The organism is Photobacterium sp. 270122K, from assembly GCF_059941365.1.
The window spans coordinates 224,760-242,834 of the sequence record NZ_JBPOEN010000005.1 but is presented as its reverse complement, the minus strand read 5'-3'; the positions used below and the strand labels follow the sequence as shown (position 1 = coordinate 242,834).

13 protein-coding genes are annotated in these 18,075 nt (G+C 50.3%); 12 read left to right on the top strand and 1 reads right to left on the bottom strand.

Annotation, left to right across the window (positions count from 1 at the left end):
• Positions 1-525: 525 nt before the first annotated feature.
• A complete protein-coding gene (locus tag ACSF8W_RS11580) occupies positions 526-2,001 on the bottom strand; it encodes a DUF2867 domain-containing protein (protein ID WP_500847479.1) in 1,476 nt (491 codons plus the stop codon).
• A 438-nt stretch (positions 2,002-2,439) separates the two neighbouring features.
• Here ACSF8W_RS11580 and ACSF8W_RS11575 point away from each other — a divergent pair, with 438 nt between their 5' ends.
• The 12 genes from ACSF8W_RS11575 to ACSF8W_RS11520 all read left to right on the top strand — a co-directional run bounded on the left by ACSF8W_RS11575 (position 2,440) and on the right by ACSF8W_RS11520 (position 18,031).
• Positions 2,440-3,111, top strand: coding sequence for an ABC transporter ATP-binding protein (locus ACSF8W_RS11575; RefSeq protein WP_500847478.1), 672 nt, complete (start codon positions 2,440-2,442; stop codon positions 3,109-3,111).
• The gene (locus tag ACSF8W_RS11570; protein WP_500847477.1) at positions 3,092-5,557 is read left to right on the top strand and encodes an ABC transporter permease; all 2,466 of its coding nucleotides are present in this window, start codon (positions 3,092-3,094) and stop codon (positions 5,555-5,557) included. Before ACSF8W_RS11575 ends, ACSF8W_RS11570 begins: the two co-directional genes overlap by 20 nt.
• Positions 5,557-6,645, top strand: a complete 1,089-nt coding sequence (locus ACSF8W_RS11565; RefSeq protein ID WP_500847476.1) for a lipocalin-like domain-containing protein — start codon at positions 5,557-5,559, stop codon at positions 6,643-6,645. Before ACSF8W_RS11570 ends, ACSF8W_RS11565 begins: the two co-directional genes overlap by 1 nt.
• A 37-nt stretch (positions 6,646-6,682) precedes the next feature.
• On the top strand, positions 6,683-7,981 hold the full coding sequence (locus tag ACSF8W_RS11560; RefSeq protein ID WP_500847475.1) for an amidohydrolase: 1,299 nt from the start codon (positions 6,683-6,685) through the stop codon (positions 7,979-7,981).
• Positions 7,982-8,332: 351 nt separating this feature from the next.
• On the top strand, positions 8,333-10,474 hold the full coding sequence (locus ACSF8W_RS11555) for an FUSC family protein (RefSeq protein ID WP_500847558.1): 2,142 nt from the start codon (positions 8,333-8,335) through the stop codon (positions 10,472-10,474).
• Positions 10,475-10,524: 50 nt separating this feature from the next.
• Positions 10,525-12,186 (top strand): TolC family protein, encoded by a 1,662-nt coding sequence (locus ACSF8W_RS11550; RefSeq protein ID WP_500847557.1) that lies wholly within the window; start codon positions 10,525-10,527, stop codon positions 12,184-12,186.
• A 14-nt stretch (positions 12,187-12,200) separates the two neighbouring features.
• Positions 12,201-12,404: a DUF1656 domain-containing protein gene (locus tag ACSF8W_RS11545; RefSeq protein WP_500847556.1), complete on the top strand. Its 204-nt coding sequence runs from the start codon at positions 12,201-12,203 to the stop codon at positions 12,402-12,404.
• Positions 12,405-12,452: 48 nt separating this feature from the next.
• On the top strand, positions 12,453-13,355 hold the full coding sequence (locus tag ACSF8W_RS11540; protein WP_500847555.1) for an HlyD family secretion protein: 903 nt from the start codon (positions 12,453-12,455) through the stop codon (positions 13,353-13,355).
• Positions 13,348-14,061 (top strand): potassium channel family protein, encoded by a 714-nt coding sequence (locus ACSF8W_RS11535; RefSeq protein WP_500847474.1) that lies wholly within the window; start codon positions 13,348-13,350, stop codon positions 14,059-14,061. Before ACSF8W_RS11540 ends, ACSF8W_RS11535 begins: the two co-directional genes overlap by 8 nt.
• Entirely contained in the window at positions 14,054-15,151 is a 1,098-nt protein-coding gene (locus ACSF8W_RS11530) for an AI-2E family transporter (RefSeq protein ID WP_500847554.1), read from the top strand. The genes ACSF8W_RS11535 and ACSF8W_RS11530 overlap by 8 nt, the downstream gene beginning before the upstream one ends.
• A gap of 152 nt (positions 15,152-15,303) precedes the next feature.
• Positions 15,304-16,473, top strand: a complete 1,170-nt coding sequence (locus tag ACSF8W_RS11525; RefSeq protein ID WP_500847473.1) for a YcjF family protein — start codon at positions 15,304-15,306, stop codon at positions 16,471-16,473.
• On the top strand, positions 16,454-18,031 hold the full coding sequence (locus ACSF8W_RS11520; RefSeq protein WP_500847472.1) for a GTPase family protein: 1,578 nt from the start codon (positions 16,454-16,456) through the stop codon (positions 18,029-18,031). The genes ACSF8W_RS11525 and ACSF8W_RS11520 overlap by 20 nt, the downstream gene beginning before the upstream one ends.
• The last annotated feature ends 44 nt before the right edge of the window (positions 18,032-18,075 follow it).

Below are 18,075 nucleotides of genomic sequence, written 5' to 3'. Positions count from 1 at the left end.
ATAATCAATATATGAAATTAACAAAATCAATGATTATTCTTCGATGATTACATTGGCTAAACCATTTGTTTTAAATTCAATATTAATTATTTGATTGCCTAGTGAAAACTCTCCACCAACAAATAAAATTCCACATGTGGCAATAATAATTATCAGATAGATTGAATGAACTTTCATTTGTAGCCCTCGAAATATTGAAGAAACATGACGAGTATACTACGTGAACATGTGCTCAAACAGCCTTTTATTTCATAACATTATGATTTTTAAGTAAAAAGTTACAATTAAGGTAACGAGAAAAGTAATCAGAGTTATGTTTAAGTCATTGATTAGATAGTGGTGTTGCTGTTATTAATGTATGTTTTTATGATGCATATCCTTGCTAGATAATGTTTTTTCGAACAAATTCAAACGTTTTTTAATGGCAGAAACGATAAAAACAAGGCCCTCATCCCGCTTTCGCTTTTACTCGCGACGCGCTGACTCGAACCTTGTTCCTGCTTTTCCTCACCCCTTTAAGCCCTATTAAACCGTCTCTGTTTTCCCCTCTTGTGCTTTGGCTTTACAGCGTTTGACCAACGCATGGGTCATACCTCGGAAAATAAACAGGTGGGCAGGCATCATGGCAAACCAGTAGAGCAGGCCAGAAAATCCCGCCGGGTGCCACCATGCACGAATATCGACTTCACGGTGATCGCCTTTGTCTTCAATGGTGAATTCCAATCGGCCTAACCCCGGGGCTTTCATGCCAAACAGCAGGGAAAGGAAACGGTTAGGTTCAAGGTTGATGACCTTCCATGAATCCACTTTATCACCCAGTTGTAAGGTATCAGGATCGCGGCGATAACGGTGCAGGGCATCCCCGCCAATGGCGGCATCCATCCATTCACGGATACGCCAAAGGAAATTGGCATAGAAGTAACCTTCCTTGCCACCGACCAATTGCACTTGGCGCCATAATTGCTCACACGTGGCATCGGTTTTCAGGGTGTAACCGGCCTGTTTGGGGTAGTAACCATAGCCACTTTGCCAGCGCGCGAGGGCATCGGGATCAAAGCCCCAAATTTCGTTTCTAACGACTTCCGATTCATGGCTTAAAGAATGTTGGATCGCCTCATCGTATGAGAGCAGCTTTTGCGGGATTAATGTTTGCAAATCATGGCCATCAGCAGGGAGATCAAACCGTAGCCCGCCGATCAGGGCGCTGGCTATATTGGTCGGCACCGATGTAATAAATCGTAGCCAAATCGCCGCAAAGGACGGTGTCAGGAAGGACAGCGGTACAATGCGTACTTTCTTTCCGGCGAGTTTGCCTAGTTTACGCAGTTGGTCTTGGTAAGACAGGTTCTCGGGGCCGGCCATATCCATGATGCGGTGGGTGTGCGGCGGCAGCGTGAGTAATTGCAGTAAATAGTGAATGACATTACGCAGTGCAATGGGGGAATTACGTGATGTCACCCATTTCGGTGTCAGCAGAACAGGCAGGTGATAGACAAAATCACGCATGACTTCAAAGGCGGCCGAGCCGGGGCCAACGATGATGCCCGCGCGCAACTCGGTCGTGGGAATACCGCTTTCACGCAGAATATCCCCCGTGGCTTTACGGGCCGACAAATGTTTGGAATGCCCGTCAGCAGGCTGCAAGGCGCCCAGATAAATAACGTGTTTCACCGTGTTGTTTTTTATGGCATTACTTTTCAGTGCATCGGAAAAACGACGCGCGGCATCGAGTTCAATGTCAATGAAGTCATGACCATGGTTCATGCCGTGAACGAGAAAAAAGACGCTGTCGATATCCGTGAGCAAATCATCGAGGTTATCCGGTGCATTCAGGTCAAGGTGGTGGAGGGTGACGTTGCCGGTTGCTTCCCAACCGCGCTTTTCGAGCACGTTCAGGTTACGCCCTGTGGCTTTAACCGTGTAACCCGCATTGGCCAGTTCCGGTACCAAATGCGACCCCACATACCCTGACGCGCCAACCACTAAGACCGTTTTTACCATTGTTCACTCCCTGTTATTATCGCGTATGCCGTTTCCCATGCACCGCGTTGCCATTCATGGCGCTATCACAACATACTGTTATATAACACTGTAGCGGATATTTTTGCAGGGGGAGTGTCACAACGTGAAACCACAGAATAAACTTGCAGGGTAGACGTTACGTAGTAACGGAGAGAGACGGTAAAGTAATAGGAATGCAGAACGTGTCTTTTGGGTATATTAACAAGCAAGATCTGGCAGAATAAACAAGCAAAAAATAGCCACAATCTGTAACTAAACGTATTGATTTTCTTACGGTTGTGAGTGTGATGTAAGGGATTGTAATGGTTTTGTAGTGACTTGGCTGTTTTTCTGCGTAAGGGTTTTAAAGTGCTTTATAGAGATACCGCTTTCCTGTAAATTCCACAGCACTCAACTTTCCTACTGCCGGGGACAATAATGTTACGACTGGTCGACCTTTGCAAAGGCTATATGGATGGTGACGAATACCATTCGGTGTTGCAAGGTGCAGAATTAGACCTCAAACAGGGTGAACAACTTGCGTTAATGGGGGAGAGTGGCTCGGGAAAGAGTACACTACTGAATTTAATTGCCGGGTTGGATGTCGCCGATTCAGGGGAAGTGTGGTTGGGTGATAAGCCTATTCATGCCATCTCTGAGCGCGAACGTACTGCCTTTCGTCGTAATAACATTGGCCTTGTTTTCCAGCAATTCAACTTACTGCCTACGCTGACCACGGCGGATAACATCCGTTTTTGCCGTCAGTTAAAAGGGCTACCTGAAAAACCCGCGTTGTGGCGACAAATTATTGCCGCGTTGGATCTAATGCCATTGCTCAGTCGCTATCCGGAAGAGATGTCCGGTGGACAGCAACAACGTGCAGCGATTGCCCGTGCTTTGTACATGGAACCCCAAATTTTACTTGCTGATGAACCGACCGGTAGCTTAGATGAGCGCAATGCCGCCGCGGTGATCCGTTTGTTGGTTAGCCTGACCAAACAGCTTGATTGTACCTTGCTGCTGGTGACGCACAGCCATCAAGTAGCGGAACACATGAGCGGTTGTATTCGTCTGCAAGGAGGACAGCTACATGTTAAACCCCGTAGCTAAGGCGCTTTGGGGGCATTATAAGCGTCACCCACTGCAAATTGTGCTGGTCTGGTTTGGTTTGACTTTAGGTATTGCCCTGTTGGTGGGCGTGCTTGGTGTAAACCAACAAGCCCGTGAAAGTTACCGTGATGGCGAACAACTTTTCTCCAATCCTTTTCCGTATCGCATTCGTCACGTCCAGCCATCCTTAAAAGTGCCGCAAGGCTTTTATATTCAACTTCGTCGTGTCGGATTTGATCAATGCGTCCCGCTTGATCAGCTGCGCGTGCAAACCAATGATGGCCGCGATGTAGATATTGTCGGGGTTGACCCGATCGCGCTGTATTCCATGTTTAAGCAACAGCCAACGGTGAGTGGGGGCACCCAAGCGCAAATGCTGTCGCTGATGCAGCCGCCGTATCCGTTATTGGTGGGTGAGCAGTTAGCGAATTACATGAATTTGGTGGACGGGCAATACCTCACACTGGAAACCGGCAAGCAAATCGGCCCGCTGAAAGTGGTGTCTGAAGAGCGGATCAGTGGCCCTCGCATGGTCGCCGATCTCGCATTACTGCGTTCATTGCAACCGGGATCAGGGTTAACCGCGATTCTATGTAGCGATCTCTCGACAGATGATCAACGTCGACTGATGGCGCAATTGCCGATGGCACTGAAATTGGAACAGCAAGAAGTGGCGGGTTTAGAGCCGCTGACCAATGCGTTCCATTTAAACTTGTTTGCCATGGGCATGCTGGCGTTTGTCGTGGGGTTATTCATTTTTTATCAGGCGATGTCGTTGTCGTTCAGTCAGCGCCAACCCTTGGTCGGCTTAATGCGCCAAGCGGGGGTCTCTTCTTTCCAGTTAGCCAGTGTGCTGATGATGGAGCTGATGGGATGGATCGTACTGGGCTTGATCGGCGGAAATATGCTTGGCTTGCTGTTGGCCGAACGCTTATTGCCATCCGTGGCTGAAACGCTGAATGACTTGTATGGAGCGAATATTAGCTTAGCGGTGGAATGGCACTGGGAGTGGGGCGTTGCGTCCTTGCTGGTGGCCATTATCGGTAGTTTGTTGGCGTGTGGTTGGCCATTGCTGCGTTTGATCAAAACCCCGCCAGCACGTTTAGCCACCCATATGTCGTTAGTGCGATTTAGCGGCCGTGAATTTGCGCTGCAAGCCTTGTTCTCTTGCCTCTTCTTGGGCGTGGCATTGGCGGTGTATCAATTGCCTCATGGGCAGGAAGAAGGCTTCGTCTTGATCGCCTGTATTCTGATTGCCTCGGCCTTGGTGATGCCGTTTGTGTTACTGCAATTTTTCCGCTTGCTGGGCAACGTGGTGAAATCGGCGCGTTTGCGCTGGTTCTTCTCGGATGCCGCCGCAAGCCTGAGTTACCGTGGCGTGGCCGCGATGGCTTTCATGTTGGCATTGGCCTCTAATATCGGCATGGAAACCATGGTGGGCAGTTTCCGAAACACCACCGAAACTTGGTTGGATCAGCGTCTGGCTGCGGATATTTATGTGCGTCCGTCCATTAACATGGCACCGCGGATGTCGAACTGGCTGGAAAAGCAGGACGAGGTTGAGCAGGTATGGTGGCAATGGAGCAAAACATTGGCGACCCAAGTCGGCAAATTGCAGGTCGTGAGTATCGGCGGGACAGGCGATGAAAAACAAGCAATGGCGATCAAAGTGTCGGTGCCGGAATACTGGCAGAAACTGCACCATGGTCGTTCGATTTTGGTGAGTGAATCATTAGCCCTTAAACAAGGGTGGAAGCCGGGACAAGTGGTGGACTTACCGCCACCGATGAATAAGAAGTGGCACATTGCCGGAGTGTATTACGACTACGGCAACCCGCATGGGCAGATCATCTTATCGCAGAAGCGTTGGCAGGCTATTTGGCCGCATAAAGGGCAAGTGGCACTGGCTATCCATCTCGCGGATGGGGTGAATACCATGGGCATGATGCAAAAATTGGGTGAGGCATTCCGTTTACCTCCAGAGCGGGTACGGAACAATACCGAGTTAATGCAGCAAGCCATGAAGGTGTTTGATCGTACCTTTATCGTTACCGCGACCCTGGGTAAGTTAACCTTGTTTGTGGCGGTGTGCGGGCTGTTCTTTGCCACGTTAGCCGGTGAAATGTCACGCCAGCGCCAGTTTGCGCTGTTGCGTTGTATGGGCATGACAGGCCGTGAGTTAGCGTTGCTGGGCGGTGGACAGTTGCTGTTAATTGGTTTGATGACCGCGTTAATGGCGTTGCCACTGGGATTAGTTTTGGCCCAGTTGTTGATTGATGTGGTATTGAAATATTCCTTTGGTTGGACCATGCCGGTTGAATATTTCCCGGTAGATTACTTTGTGTCGTTGGGCTCTGCGTTGGCGGTGTTACTGGCGGCGGGCGCTTGGCCGGTATGGCGCTTAGTCAAGCGTTCGGCGATTTTGTCATTGCGAGAGGCGTTCTAATGCGAACTTTACGTCATAAAGGACTGGCCTGTTTATACGGTGCGGTATTTGCGTTACTGGCGGGGTGTGATCAGCCCGCGCCGACAGTGGGCCGTTCTGTATCAGTGATGATGGATGAAGAAACTGACACGTTCACGCCGGTTGAACCGAGGCGCACGTTTACGTTTCCGCAAGACCATTTACCGCATCCTGATTTTCGCAATGAGTGGTGGTATTTCACGTCAAATTTAACCGCAGAAAGCGGGGAAGAGTTTGGGGTGCAGTGGACACTGTTCCGCCATGCGTCAGCCAACCGAACCGGTAATGGCTGGCAAAGTCCGCAGCGTTATATGGCGCATGTGGTCGTCACCAGCGAAAATAAAACTTGGGCGTTTGAACGTTTTGCACGGGGCGGCGTAGGCCAAGCCGGTGTGATTGGTCATCCTTTCCGTGCGTGGATGGATAACTGGTATTGGCGATCCTACGGCGATAATCCGTTTCCTGGTGTGTTGTCGTTTGATGATGAGGGCGTGAAAGCCAAATTGGCCATACAGAAAAATGGGGCCGTCGTCCTACAAGGTGACGGCGGGTACAGTAAAAAGCATCCAACGTTAGACATTGCTTCGTATTACTACAGCGCGCCGTTCTTAAAAGTGAAGGGACGCCTGGAGTTAGACGGAACAAAATATCATGTCACCGGCGACGGTTGGTATGATCGTGAGTGGAGCAGTAAAGGCTTATCATCGACGCAGTTGGGGTGGGATTGGTTTTCCATACGGCTTGATGATGGCAGTGCGCTGATGTTGTATCAAATCAGGGAAAAAAATAAGCGACCATATTACTTTGGTTCGCGAAGTTGGCCTGATGGTCGAACAGAGCCGTTGTTGTCGGAACAAATCCGATTGTCGCCTGTTTCATTCACGACCCACAATGGCAAGAATTACCCATTAAACTGGTACATAGAAGTACCATCCCACCAGATAAAAATAAAAGTGGATGTTGTACGCAAGGAACAATGGTTGCCGTTTGTGTTTTCATATTGGGAAGGCCCAATTCGCATTACTGGTAGCCATAAAGGACAGGGATTTATGGAGCTAACGGGCTATTAGTGCTTGGCGCCTCATAAAAAGAGTGTAGGAAGTAGACGTGTTAGATCATTTTCAAATCGATGAATCGCTGTTAACCCAACGGTTAATGACGCACCGTCGTGAGTTTCACCGTTATCCGGAAGCGGCATGGCAGGAATTTTTCACCACCAGCCGTATTGCCAGCCACCTTGAAATGATGGGGTATAGCTTGCATTTCAGCCGCGACATCATTGATCGTGATGCGATCATGGGGCGCGAAGAAGAGCGGGTGGCGAAAGCACAAGAGCGTGCGATGAGTTGGGGCGCATCAACACAGTATCTGGCACAAATGGAAGGCGTGACAGGGATTGGCGCGACCTTACATACCGGTAAGCCGGGGCCGGTCATTGCTCTGCGTTTTGATATTGATGCGGTGGAGGTGATGGAAAGCCAAGACGATATGCATCGTCCGCGCTTTTTGGGCTTTGCCTCATTGTCACCCGGTGTTGCGCATGCGTGCGGTCATGATGCGCATGCTGCGATGGGGTTAGGGGTGGCTGAAGTATTGGCGGAAAACCGCGAATTACTGACCGGTACCATCAAACTGTTGTTCCAGCCTGCCGAAGAAGGGTGTCGCGCGGGTAAAGCCATTGCGCAAAGCGGTTGGCTGGATGATGTGGATTACTTCTTCGCTGCGCATATTGGCATGAACGTGCCAAGTGGTACTTTGGTGTGTGATCCGCAGCACTTTTTGTGCAGTTCCAAATTTGATATTCACTTTACGGGCAAGCCTGCTCACGCCGGTATTGAACCTAACGCGGGGCAAAATGCGTTAGCCGCCGCGTGTACGGCGGTGAACCAAATGCTGGCGATCCCGCGTCACCGTGATGGCATGACCCGTATCAATGTCGGACAAATGCATGCCGGTGACGGCCGTAACGTGATCCCCGCGAATGCGGTATTGATGGGCGAAACGCGGGGTGAAAACCGCGAGTTGAACTCGTATATGTTCCAGCAAGTGGAAATGATCGCGCAAGCGGCTGCCATGATGCACGGTGTGAAGGCCGATATTAGCCCGCAAGGGGAAGCTATCGGGTTAGTTAACGATGCCGAATTGGTTAACTTGCTGGCGCAGCTTGGACCCGACAGCGGTTTCACGGACGTTGTCACCGAGAAAGATTTCGGGGCCAGTGAAGATGCGGGTTATTTAGTCGATCGTGTACAGGCCAAAGGCGGTAAAGCCATTTATTATTTGGTTGGCTCCGATCTGACCGCAGGTCATCACAATGGTGATTTCGATATTGATGAAAGCCGTATGCTGCCAGCCGTGAAATTGATGCTAAATGCGATTCAAGCGGTACAATCTCGAATTCTTTGATGCCCTTTTCGTTCGCTTGAGGCGGTCATGTCCGCTCCCTAAACCCTGAGTTTACGCTCAGGGTTTTTTATTGTGTTTTTTTCTGTTTTTCACCCGTTTTTTCCTTTTTGTATCACCCCTATTCAAAAACTTGCCACAAATAAATCATCGAGTATTGATGAGCTCTTCTAGGCTTAACACAGTGTGCTGGTGTGAGCCGTATAAGAAAAGAGGAGGCGGGACGAGGTGGCAACAAGGTCTGAGTCGGTGCCTAAGTTAAAGGGGAAAGCAAACAGTGTGCCTGCGGACGCATCCGCAGCTGATGACGGCGTGCGCTTGTTACAGCCGCAAACCTGGTTGGTGCCGTTTTGCTTGAATGATACCTTCAAGTTCGCTTTCCGTGTTGCGATTAGCCTGACATTGGCCTTTCTTATTCCCATGGCGATGGGCTGGAATCAACCGTCCACTGCGGCCACCACGGTGATGTTGATTGCATCCACAGGCAGTCGGCGAGAGTCCTTAGCCAAAGGGACGTTGCGGGTGCTTGGCACCATTGCCGGTGGCATCATCGGTCTATTGTTGGTGGGAATGTTCGCACAAGATCGCTTGCTGTATATGCTCAGCGTATCGTTGGTGATTGTGGTGGTGTTTTATATTCGTACCGCTTACCTTAATGATCCGACCTTGTTTATGCTGACGGGCGTGATGGTGCTGATGATGTATAACGGCGGCGATGCGCAAGGGGCATTTTTGTACGGGGTTGATCGAACCTTCATGACCATTTTTGGCGTGGTGGTGTATACCTTGGTGGGGGTTTACGTATTTCCGCCACGGGTAGAGCAAAACCTGCATCAATTGGCCACCACGCTCAGTCAGGCGCAACAAGCCTTATTCGCGCATATTAATGCGGTGACACGTTATCCCGCAGAAGATAATAAAACAGAAACCTTGAGTCAGGCAGTTTTTGCGGCTCAGCAAGCCTTTGATGCCCGCTATCACACCTTGAACGGGGAATGCAGTGCCATTTCGGCGTACAAAAAAGAGTGGGATGGGGCGGTGCGCTTGTTTCAGCAAGTCACGGACATTTTACTGTTTGCGGCGAAAGATCATGCCCGTTCTGATGGGCATCCGGCGGACTATGTGGTGAAGTATGGCCAACTGCATGAGCAGATCATCACGCTGTTTGAACAGTTACCCCGCGCATGGGAAACCCACGCCGCCACGCCGCCGGAGGTGTACGACAACATTGAATACAACAAAGCGTTATTGGCCAATACAGGGCACCTGTACCGTGGGGAAGCTATTACCAACGTTTTTTTACTCAAGCAATTACGTGAAAAACTGAGCCAATTACACAGTTGCATTAGCAGCATTGATTCCGTGACGGGCTTTGTCGGGTTTACCTTGCCTGCCTTGAAAGCGTCGCCCAATTTTAATTGGTGGGATGCAGAAAACGCCAAAACCGCAATCAAAGTGTTTGTTGTGTATTGGCTGACGGGGTGGTTTTGGATCATGGCTAATCCACCTGGGGGCTATAATTTGGTGATTTTTGGCACCTTGTTTGTGTCGTTGCTGTCCTACATGCCCGTCCATCCTTTTGTGTTGTTTATCCTCTTTACTCTGGGCTTTTTGTTTTCTGTTCCCGCGTATGTGTTTTTGTTGCCGCAGTTAACATTGGGATCAGAATTAGCCTGTTTTATTTTTGTTTATACCTTCGTCGCATTTTATTTCCTCAAAGGGCCAATCACGATTTTCTTCCTGCTTGGGATGTTCACCTTAGGGCTGAATAACCAAATGGTGTATCACTTTGGTATTACGTTAACCATTGTCAGCCTGTTTTATCTCACTGTAGTGGTCGTGGTGGTGTCGCATTATTTTCCTTTTACGTCACGGCCTGCCGATTTAGTGATGGTGTTTCGAGAGCGTTTTCTCCGCCACGCCTACCGGCTGATTTTACTGCATCAAACGCCGAGACTCAGTTGTTGGGATCGTTGGGTGTCGGTATGGCGCATGGCCACCATGAAAGTGGCGCTGACCAAGATGAAAGTGTGGAGCAGCAAGGTTAACCATGGCTTTTACCGAGAAGTGGATGCCGAGAAATTGACCGCCTTTGTCAGCGAGTGTGAACGGTGTCATCACCATCTCACCATGTTGCTGAAAGCCAGCGATCGCTTGGCTGAAAGCCCGTTAGTGCGCCGTGCCCGTCAACAACATAAAGACACGGTGATCCCACCGTTGATCGCCGCATTAATGATCTTGCCGACGACGCGTGATACTGAGGCGGCCAACGCGAATGAAAAAGAAGATGTGTTGCTTGCACAGGATTACCAGCAATTAGAAACCCGTCTTAATACCTACTTTACGTCATTGGAGTGGGAGGCGTATTCACATTCAGACATTGCGGATTTTTATATTTTCCTAAACTTAAAGAAAAACATGTTTGAATCTTTACTGCGCTGTAAACAAGCAAGTGATGCCGTGCAGTGGCTGGCTTTCTCAATGAAGTCATTTTAGGGGGAAACGTGACGCGCACACGACACGCAGGTATTTTGCTGCTTTCACTCATGCTTATGCCCGGTTGTACCGTCTTAGGTCCGGATTTTTCCGGCGTAGCGGCACCCACGTTGCCGGCCAGTTGGGGCGCGCATGACACGCAACAAAGCCGAATGAAAACCGCGCGCTGGTGGCAGCAATTTAATGATCCGGCTCTTAATCAACTGGTGTACACGGCCAGTCAGCAAAATTTAGACATTGAAGCGGCGGGGTTGCGGATCCTGCAAGCCCGTGCCGCGGTGGGTGTCGCGGATTCGTTTCAGTATCCGCAACGGCAGGCGCTGTCAGGCAGCGTGGCGAAAATCTACCAAAACGAAAATACCTTTGATAACGCCACGGTCAGTTTTGATGCGGCGTGGGAGTTGGATGTGTGGGGGCGTTATGCCCGTGGTATTGAGTCTGCCGAAGCGTCGCTCTATGGCTCTATTGCGTCCTATCACGACATTCTTGTCACGATCTCCGCAGAAGTGGTGCGCAACTACATCAATTACCGCACGTTTCAAGAGCGGGTGCTGCTATCACAGCGCAACATTGATATTCAAAAGCGCGTAGTGCGGATCACACAAGTGCAGTATGACTCTGGTGATGTGACGGAGTTGGATGTGCAGCAAGCCAAAACGCAGCTCTACAACACCCAATCGGCTTTGCCCAGTTTACAAATCGGCATGATGCAGTCACGCAATGCGCTGGCGGTGTTGTTGGGCATTTTGCCTGATCAGGTCCAAGGGTTGCTGCAAGGGGCGCAAATTGACGCCAAAATTAACGCGTTCGACAATAAATATCAGACCGAACGTAACCGCCGCTTATCCACCGATTACGAGCAATTTTCGTTGATCCCCGCCACACCCAAGTTATTCCCCCAGATAGATGCCGGGCTGGTGTTACGCCGACCGGACCTGCAATTGGCCGAGTTACAGGCGCAAGCCCAAAGTGCACAAATTGGCATCGCAAAAGCGGATTTGTACCCGCAGTTTTCGTTGTTTGGTGCCATTGGTGTGAACAGCACGGTGCAGGCGGGTAATGACTTCTCATTCAGTGATGCGTTGAATTTGTCGTTGGGGCCAACGTTTTCGTGGAATATTTTCCAGTATGGGCGGGTGAAAAATACCATCCGCCTTCAAGATGCCCGCTTCCAAGAAACCCTGACCAACTACAACAAACAGGTGCTGCTGGCGGTGCAAGAAGTGAGTACCGCGTTGTCTTCATACCAATTGAATTTGAGGCAAAAAACGCTGGCGTTTAACTCAGTCGATGCGTCGGTGCGGGCGTATAACTTGTCACTGACGCAGTATGAAAATGGCCAGATCAACTTTGAGCGTTTGCTCAGTTCATTAGAAAAAATGACCCGCAGTGAAGATGCTTACGCCATTGTCAAAGGCAACGTCGCCAATCAAGTGGTGGCGCTGTACAAATCACTCGGCGGTGGGTGGGAGGCGGAAACCGGCCGCGCCTTTATTCGTCCTGACACCCAACAGCAATTGAAAGAGCGCACCGATTGGGGCGAGCTGTTGGATGACACGGTGTTACCCGCCTTGTCGCCGGATGCAGTGCCACCGGCCACGTCACCGTTTGGTGAACCGATTGATCCTAGCCAGCAGCGTTACCCCGGTGCGCCTGTTCATTCGTCTGATCGTCAAAATACGCCAGCCTTCCCGGCAGGAGGTGAGTCATGACATCGGTCAGTAGGGTGCCACATGAATTGGCATGGGGAGATATCTATTACTCGCCCTTGTTGCAGGTATTGATTGTGGCGGTGATTGCCGCGTGGGTGACGGTGATTGTACTGAATAAAACCCGTTTATCACGTTTGATCATTTATCCGTCTACGACGTTTTTGGCCATTACTGTTTTGTACGTGGTGGCGATAGATACATTTTGGCTGCCTTTTTAGCCATCAAGAGCAAGGGATAAGATCGGGGGAGAGGTAACAATGAAAGCCATAAAAAAATTGCTCGTGGTACTGATAAACGTCGTGATTATTGGCGCGGCGTTGTATTGGGGCTACGGGAAATACCAAGCCTATTTCGATAATCCATGGACGCGTAATGGCCAAGTACGGGCCAATATCGTCAAAGTGGCGCCACGAGTGTCAGGCCCGGTGGTGCAGGTGGCGGTGGTGGATAACCAATTTGTGCGAAAAGGCGAGTTGCTGTTTGAGATTGACCCCACCACGTTTGAAGTGGCGTTGGCACAAGCGGAGTCATCGCTAGAGCGAACCACGATCAGTGCGCGGGGCAAGAAAATCGAATATGACCGCTTACTTGATATTCAGGCCAAGGATCGCGGCGCTGTCTCTCGTAAAGATTTGACCCGTCGGCAGATAGCCTATGAAGAGTCGCTGGTACAAATTAAAGTCGCGGAGCAAAAGCGGTTGTCAGCGATCTTGAACCTCTCTTTTACCCAAGTGCATGCCACGGTTGATGGTTATGTGTCTAACCTTGATATTCAAACAGGTACGCAAGCCGTGGCCAATCAGCCGTTGCTGGCATTGGTGGATGTGAATAGTTTTTGGGTGTCGGGGTATTTTCGTGAAAATCAATTGGCCAATATTCAGATTGGCAATGAAGCCAAAGTAACGTTAATGGCGTATCCCGAACAGCCCATTGAGGCGGTAGTGGATTCATTAGGCTGGGGGATCGCCCCACAAGACGGTTCCGTGGGGTACAACTTGCTGCCGAATGTGAATCCGGTTTTTCAGTGGATCCGTTTAGCGCAGCGTATACCGGTCAAAATTACCCTGCTGCAATTGCCGGAAGGGGTCAACCTGCGCTTTGGTATGACGGCCTCCATCATGGTGCAGGCGGACGACGAGAAAACGCGAGGAGAACACCAGCATGAATGATAAGCCGACGACAAGCGTGAGAAAAAAGATCACATCTCAAAATAACTTTTTCTATCTGACATCGGCGCTGATTTTATTGCTCCTGAGTTCGTCATTGTCACAGGTGGTGCGTTCTGGGTGGGTTGATATGTTGTCTCAGTGGGTGACGTTACTCACGTTTGTGGTGTGCTTAGCCAGTTTGCGGTTTGACAGTGGCTGGTACCGTTTTCTGATCTCACTGGTGGTGGCCTGGGTGATCCTTGCCGTGGCCAAAAGTGCCTTTGGATTTACGCAGACCAACGTGTTGATGTTAGGGCTGATGTTTGTGTTCTTCTTTGGCACGTTTAAGTCCATCGCAAGGCAGATCTTATTTACCGGCACGATTGATAACAACAAGGTCGTCGGCTCCCTCGCGTTATTCCTGTTGCTCGGCTTAATGTGGGCATTGTCCTATCTGCTCATCTTGGAGTTTTCGCCTGCTGCGTTTACCGGTTTAGAGAAAAAAGCGTGGGGGGAAACCTTTGCCAATGCCGCCTATTTCAGTTTTGTCACTTTAACCACATTGGGCTATGGCGACATCAGCCCGATCACCCCGTTTGCTCAAGTCATTGTCTATTTAGAGGCGATTGCTGGCGTGTTTTACATGGCGATCGTGGTCGCCAGTTTAGTGGGCGCCAGCCAAACCAGCCAAAGCAATCAAACCAGTCAGGAAAATAATGATGGATAAACAAGTCGAAGATAAAAAGCGCAGTATATTCATTAATAACATGCTGGAGTCAGCCATACGAATCGGGCTGTTGTTTGCCCTTGTGGTGTGGACGTACGGCATCATCAAACCGTTTATCATCCCCGTATTATGGGGCGCCATTATTGCTGTCGCTTTAATGCCGCTGACCCTTAAATTGGAAAGGCGAATGAAGGGCAAGCGGGGGTTGTCGGCCACCATACTCGCCTTGCTCGGGGTCGCTATTTTGATTGTGCCTTTGGTGCTAGTGATGGGCTCACTGTACGACGGTATCGTGGCGGCGACGGATCTGCTGAAAGATGCAGAATCGATCACCTTGCCTGGGCCAACGCAAAAAGTGGCTGACATACCATTGGTGGGCGACAAGCTGTATGACGTGTGGGCGCTGTTTGCCAATAACATGGCGCAGGCGATTTCTAAATTTATGCCTGAAATTAAAGCGGGGATCAGTGCCTTCGCCGGCGTGCTGGGCAGCGGGTTGGCGACCGTGGTGATGTTTATTATTTCACTGCTGATTGCAGCCGGTTTTATGGCGCATTCTGACAGCATGGCCGAAGGCGTGAGACGTGTCGCCATTCGTGTGGTCGGGCCAAACGGAGAGGCGTGGGCTTCGCTCATTGCGGCAACCATTCGCAGCGTGTTGTTGGGCGTGGTGGGGGTGGCCTTTATTCAGGCTATTTTGGTTGGGGCCGCGATGTTCGTGTTTAAGATCCCTGCGGCTGGCTTGATTACGTTGATCGTTTTTTTCTTAGCCATTGCGCAATTGCCCGCCTTGTTAATTGTACTGCCTGTGATCATCTACGTGTTTTCTTACATGGAGACAACGCCAGCGACCATTTTCACCGTGTGGGTGCTTGTGGCTGGGTTATCGGACAACTTTTTGAAACCCATGTTGATGGGGCGCGGTGTCGACATTCCGATGCCAGTGATTTTAATTGGTGCGATTGGCGGGATGCTCCTCGCCGGGATCATCGGTTTGTTTGTGGGGGCGGTGGTCTTGGCCATTTGGTATGAGCTGTTTACCTCATGGATGAAGATGCCAGAAAACAGTGCAGACAGTTCAAAGATATAACCCTATAACTCGTGTCATCACTCGGGCATCGCCAATAAATCGCATGTAATGCGTTATTTTGCCTGCGTTATCTTTAAGCACCTTGAGATAACGCAGGTAACTGAGGTATCGTCACTTCTATGCCTTCATAATAAGTCGCGATGGAAGTGACGATGCAGCAATTTTTCAAAAACATTTATCAGTATATTAATCCACCGGAAGACCCGGATTTGTCTGCGGCCAATCAGCAATGGGAAGCCCAATTACCGACCTTATGGTTGATGGGAAAAACCGGCGCAGGCAAATCGACCCTGATTGAAACCCTGACGGGCAATAATAGCGTTGAAATTGGTAATGGTTTCCAGCCTTGTACACAAACCGCCTTGTCGTATCAATTTCCTGAAGATAATCCCATTCTCCGCTTTCTCGATACCCGTGGCTTATCGGAAGCCAGTTATGATCCCACCGAAGATATCACGGCCTGTCAGCAACAAAGCCACGCCTTGATTGTGGTGATGAAAGCGGAAGAGCCTGCGCAGCACGATGTATTAGCGGCATTGAGCAAAATTCGCAAAGATGGTCGGATTAAAAACCTATTGTTGGTGCATACCGGCTGTTTGTCGTTGCTTGATGCCAGCCAGCGCAAGCAAGCGATCGGGCATAACCAAGATCAGGTCGATCACGTCTGGGGATCGCCTGTTAATGCGGTGCAGGTGGATTTTCTGGTAACAGAGCCTGAATTGACGACGGCTGCGGCAGGCGCAACGGATGACGGTGCCGCAACATCGCTTCCCTATGGCGTAGAAAACCTGCAGCAACAATTGGCTGAGCTATTGCCGGTGTTGTATTTGCTGCAAGGGGACCAACAACATCATGATGCGGAACAACGTAATTTTGCCAAGTTACAACGTGAAATTATGTGGTATGCGGGCAGCGCCGGGGCGTCAGATGCCTTGCCGGCGGTGGGGTTAGTATCGGTGCCGGCCATTCAGGGAAAAATGCTGCACAGTTTGGGGCGGCATTATGGCGTGGTGTGGAACCGCCAGCGTTTTACGGAATTTGCGGGGTTAATGGGTGGCAGCTTTGTGGTGAATTACGTGGCGCAACTCGGTGCGCGTCAGTTGACAAAATTTATACCGGTTTACGGGCAAACTGTCGGTAGCGCCTTGGCCGTCGCCATGAGTTTTGGACTGACTTATGCCATTGGTCGGGCAGCGTGTAAATACCTGTACCATATCAGTAAAGGCGAGCCGGTGAGCAGCGATGCGATTAAAGCGGTGTTTGAGCAAGCCTTAAAGCAAGTGAAAGAGAGCCAGAAGCGTAATGAAACGAACAAAAAATAGTGTGAGTTTATTGTCACGAACATCGGCAGGCGTGATCCCCCTGATTCTGATGGCGTTGGTGTTGCCGGTATTGGCTCTGGCCGGATTGGGCTTGGTCAGCGTGGTGGAAAACGGTTATTGGTTAATGCTGTCGCTGGTACTGGCTGGGAGTTCTTTGCTGGTATTGGCGGGTTACTTTTGGGTACGCCGCCAAGGCGCAGAGCCGGATGTAACGGCTGATGATTTGAAAGGCGAGTTGGATGTCGCCCCATCTGGTGAATGGGGCGCGTTTGATCGCGAAGTGTGGCAAAGCCTGAACGCCCGCAGCAAAGACTTGTTGGCGCAAGATGACAGTTGGCCTGCGTTACGTGAACACAGTATGGCGCTGGCGATGGATGTGTCAGCCCGTTACGCTGCCATGCGCAAAGGTAAAATGCAACAGGGCGGGCAGGGACAAGAATGGGCGTTTACCGCGCCGGAATTTTTGTTGATGATGGAGCAGGTGAGTAAGCGTTACCGCCATTTCTTGCTGAATCACGTGCCGTTTGCTGAGCATTTGAAAATCTCGACGTTGCAGCAAGGGTACCGCCATAAAGAAAGGCTGGGGGCGGCGAAAAAACTGTATGACGCTTACCGTTTATTCCGTGCGTTTACCCCTGCGGGTATTGTGGCGGAAGCGCGAGGGCAGATTTTCGGTGCCTTGTTTGATCAAGTCAGTGATGACGTACAGCGCAAGTTGAAAAAAGTGCTGCTGCAAGAAGTCATTTCTGTAGCGATTGAGCTCTACAGTGGCCGTTATGTGGTGACAGATGGCGAACTGGGTGAAAGCACGGTGAAGCAGCAAGACGAAGGCCGTTTGGCTGAAGAGATTGAACCGCTGCGCGTTGCGCTGGTGGGGCAAGTGAGTGCGGGTAAGTCTTCGTTCGTGAATGCATTTATCGGCAGCATGGTGGCAGAAGTGAGCGCCATTCCATCGACTGATAAAATTGTGGTTCACCGCTGCCATGTGGAAGGCGTGGATCTTATTCATTTGGTGGATTTACCGGGCATTGATGGCAACGAAAAAACGCACGCTTTGTTGCTGGATCAAATGACGCAGAGTGATGTGATTTTCTGGGTGGTGAAGGCCAATCAGCCTGCGCGTCAGCAGGATGTGGCGCTCAAGCAGCTATTTGATGACTTCTATCTGCAACCCAAAAATCGTAGCCGTAAGAAGCCACGGGTTATCATGCTGCTCAATCAGGTCGATCGCCTGCAACCTGCTAACGAGTGGGCACCGCCGTATGATTTAACCCAGCCGACCGATGCCAAAGGCAAAATCATCAAAGCTGCGTTTGATTTCAATATGGATCAACTCCAGCCGGATGAAGGCATTGTGGTGGCGATGCCCGATCAACAGCCGTCATATAATATGGCGGAAGTCGGCGAAAGCCTATTGGGATCGTTTGAAGAGGGCATCAACACGCAGCTTAACCGTCGTCGTCTTGATCATTCCAGTGCCGCGCTTACCCAGCAAGCCAAACGGTTGTACTCGCTAGGTAAAGTCGCAGCGAAGCATTGGCTGAAGGATCAGGATTAAAATAGCAGGTTCTAAAAGAACGGGACTAAAAGAACAGGACTTAA